This is a genomic window from Catellatospora sp. NPDC049609 (genome assembly GCF_040675365.1).
Classification (GTDB): Bacteria; Actinomycetota; Actinomycetes; order Mycobacteriales; family Micromonosporaceae; genus Catellatospora.
This window is the reverse complement of the sequence record NZ_JBFAOU010000358.1, coordinates 1-3,534: the sequence shown is the minus strand read 5'-3', so window position 1 is coordinate 3,534 and position 3,534 is coordinate 1. Positions and strand designations below refer to the sequence as shown.

The window sequence follows — 3,534 nt, the reverse complement described above, 5'->3', positions numbered from 1 at the left end:
GCACAACCGAAAGCTCGTGAGGGGTCACCGCGACATGACACTACGCCAGCCCACGGAGACCCGTACGACACGCCGACCTAACAAAGCACTACTAGCGCGTGTTTCAGAAGTAGCACCTGGCCTTGAGCATGTCCGGTTGCGCCCGTAGCAACGTCGAGGCATAAGCGCAATGATCACGGTGTGACCGACGAAGAGATCATCGAAGCACTCCGTAGCCGGGTTGTGGCTGGCCGGCCGACGGACAGCACGTACCCTGTCGCAATATCGCGATAGCGAACATAGGGGCGGCTCCAAACGGAACCGCCCCTGCATTGTTCTCACGCCGCTCTTATGCCGATAGGTGCCCTATACATCAGATCGCCTCGGCGATTGAGAATGGCGTTAGAAGTCATACTGTAGCAGGCCGAATGTCCCGGCATGCTCAGCTGAGCCGTTTGCGATGTATAGGTGCCACTGCCCCTCGACCTGTGCCGGCGTGCTGACGTAGTCGGCCAGGCTAATCTGCCACGACCTCATGCCGCTGCCATTGTCCGAACCGAAGTCCTTGATGAGAACCGCCTGGCCATCTGGTGTGGTGAGATAAATCTTCAGGCTGCCGTGGTGTGGGTGGGTTACCACCACGCGGACCTCGGGCTGCTCGACCTGTTCGATATCTGTGATGGTCATCGGGATATGGGTAGTACTCGGAAACCGAATGCTGGTTCTAGTGGGGATCAGACGGTATGTGTCATCTTCGAAGTAATTGACCACATCTGCGGTCGCCTTTTTGACGTCCAGCAGGCCCTCCGGGCAGGCGATGCCACAGCTTCCCGGCACGGGCCGATCGTTCGCCTCGATCTGCTGCTCAAGCCAGGTACGGTTCGGGTTGATACCATCCTCCCTGTACGCGCCATCGACCAGCATCGCCATCGCCCCGGCCACCTGCGCCGCAGCCATATGGCTACCGGCGTAGTACTCGAAGGCCAGATCGCCCGGCGTGTTACCGGTGCCCTCATTGGTGATCGTCCAGATTCCGTTGGCAAGACTCTGCGATGTCTCACCGCCCGGAGCGAACCCATCTACGCCGAACAGTTCCGTGTCGACACTGCCATACTCGGTGAGGTTCCCGCTGCGATCCGTGGGCGCCACGCCGAAAACGCCTGAGCAGTTGGCCGGATAGCCGTTGCGGGCCTGACCGCCCAGCGCCAGCTCCGTTGTGCCGGCAACGACCGCTGGTCCGCCTGCCCCGTTGATTGCCGACTGGATGACACTCGGGCAGGCGCCGTCGCCCTGCCATGCCAGCAGGATCACGTCTGCCGGGTTGGGGTTCAGCGGCACGCCCTGAACCGCCCCGCCTGACGCCCAAGTGATCGCCTTGGCGATGTCGGTATCGAAGGCTCCGCAGTCATTGCCTGCACGGATCGGGACGACCTTAGCGCCGGGCGCAACGCCCTTAAAGCCCTGCGATCCCGAAATTTCGCCGGTTATGACAGCCTGCAACGCCGTCCCCGACCACTGGGCGATCTTCCCACCGCAAGCACCAGTATCCGTAGGGTCGGAGTCCCAACCATCGCCGTCGCCATTATTGGCTGCACTGGCGAAGTCGTAACCCGGCAGCTTCGCGCCAATACCGGGTCGGAAGGTCGTACCGGTGGAAATGATGGCCACGACCGCATTGCCACCGTCTACCGTGGCGCGCAGTGAGTCGCCGGCATCCGGCCGGTTGATGCCAGCCGTGCCTTCCCAGCGCCACCACTGCTCCGGAGAACCTTCACCGCCCTTCCACGCCTGGGGCACAACCAACTGCCGCTCCACGCTGCCGGCACGCATCAGCCCGCTCACCATACGGCCGCTCCCAGTTGCCGGCTCCGCTTCTGCCTGAGCGGGCGAAGCGAAGGCCAAGAGCGCAGCCACTGCTCCGACAACCGGGTACAGCCGTTGCCTCAAAATCATAGGTACTCCATCTACGGTCGCGTGGCGAGCACCGAAGCACGCCCCGCAGTCAATTCACACGGAACAGTACGGTCAGATCCGTTGAGCAGTTCGCGCGATCGCCAGCCGGACGACACGCCACCGGGGCCCATCGAAGCAATCGCGCGATGACACCGGATGTTGACACACCGACTCGTACCGAACGCCATCGCCCGAAATGGCAGATGGCGATCGAGATGCTCGACGAACTCGCCGCGTGGGGCCTGCGCCCACCGGTCGTGGCCGCTGACGGCGGCTACGGCGACAACGCGCACTTCCGCCAGGCCCTGGCCGAACGCGAAATCGGCTACGTCGTCCAGGTCAAAGGTGACGCCACCGCGCATCCGGCCGGCGCCCGCCCGGAGCTGCCCGCGTACTCGGGTCTCGGGCCGCGTCCCAAGCCGCGCTACCGCACCAAGCCGACTTAAGTTCTGTCGGTCGTTGCGAATGCTCGATCCGAGGAGTATTCGCATGCCGAAGTACGCGCCGAACAAGATGCCGTCTGCGGTCAAACGCCGCTACTTCGAGTTGATCCGCCGAGGCGTTCGTGGTGCGGAAGCCGCGCGCCAGGTGGGTGTGTCGCTGAGTTGCGGGTCGGTGTGGTTCCTCGACGCTGGCGGGGTGAGCATCAGTGAGGCGCGGCCGATCGCGTCGAGGTTTCTCAGTCAGGACGATCGGATCGAGATCGCCGATGGCTTGGCCCGTGGCGAATCGGTGAAGGCCATCGCGGCGCGGATCGGCAAGAGCTATCAGAGCGTCTACCGGGAGATCTCGCGTAACCGCAAGCCGGATGGCCGCTACCAACCCTGGTTCGCTCACAACCAGGCCTACCTGCGCCGGCGCCGCCCGAAGCAGCGGTTGCTGGAGGCCGTTGGGCAGCTGCGTGAACTGATCGCCGGCAAGCTGGCCGAGAGCTGGTCGCCCGAGCAGATCTGTCGCTGGCTGCGGCGGCGCTATCCGAAACGGCGGCGCTGGCATCTGTGTTGGGAGACGCTTTACGACGGCCTCTACCGTGGCGTCCTGGACCGGGCGCTGAGTATCAAAGCTACGCACGGGACGACCCCTGCGTCGTCGTCGCGGCCGGGGACGTGCGGCGTTGCCGCGGATGCCGCAGATGCGCCTGATCCACGAGCGGCCGGCCCACGTTCAGACGCGCAGGCAGGCCGGTCATTGGGAAGGCGATCTCATTATCGGCGCCGGGCAGCAGTCGGCGATCGCGACGCTGGTCGAGCGAAAGACCCGATACACGGTGCTCGTCGCGCTACCTGACGGCCACAAGGCGCCGGAGGTGACCAAAGCGCTGATCAGGGCGCTCAATACGCTGCCGCGGCAGTTGCGACGGACGCTGACGTGGGACCAGGGTTTCGAGATGTATCAGCATCCCGAAATCTCCGCCCGGACCAGCACGACGATCTACTTCGCCGAGCCTCACAGCCCGTGGCAGCGCGGTACCAATGAGAACACGAACAAGCTGCTGCGCCAGTACTTCCCGACTTGTATTGGGATAGCGGTGTTCGTGATCGGGTTGGCCGCCCGTAACGTGCCGCAGGACGCCGGGCAGGCTGACTCGAGTACTTCCTGCCG

The 3,534-nt window shown here is 64.1% G+C and carries 2 protein-coding genes and 2 pseudogenes; 3 read left to right on the top strand and 1 reads right to left on the bottom strand.

The genetic code is table 11. From position 1 onward, the window contains the following. Positions 1 to 381: 381 nt before the first annotated feature. Positions 382 to 1,824 carry a S8 family serine peptidase gene (locus tag AB0J67_RS39915; protein WP_363490830.1) on the bottom strand — a complete coding sequence of 481 codons (1,443 nt, stop codon included), beginning with the start codon at positions 1,822 to 1,824 and terminating at the stop codon, positions 382 to 384. Between the two features lie 287 nt (positions 1,825 to 2,111). On the opposite strand from AB0J67_RS39915, the pseudogene AB0J67_RS39910 reads away from it, so the two are divergent. The 3 genes and pseudogenes from AB0J67_RS39910 to AB0J67_RS39900 form a co-directional block, all read left to right on the top strand. After that, positions 2,112 to 2,378 (top strand): annotated as a pseudogene (locus AB0J67_RS39910) (transposase); the annotation flags it as partial. A gap of 19 nt (positions 2,379 to 2,397) precedes the next feature. After that, a pseudogene (locus tag AB0J67_RS39905) lies at positions 2,398 to 2,733 on the top strand (helix-turn-helix domain-containing protein); the annotation flags it as partial. Positions 2,734 to 3,046: 313 nt separating this feature from the next. Then, the coding region (locus tag AB0J67_RS39900) for an IS30 family transposase (RefSeq protein ID WP_363490828.1) at positions 3,047 to 3,534 on the top strand (488 nt) is incomplete at its 3' end.

What these genes read in the sequence shown, in the direction of transcription:
- AB0J67_RS39915 (WP_363490830.1), bottom strand. Translation starts at nt 1,824, where the DNA reads ATGGTGAGCGGGCTGATGCGTGCCGGCAGCGTGGAGCGGCAGTTGGTT.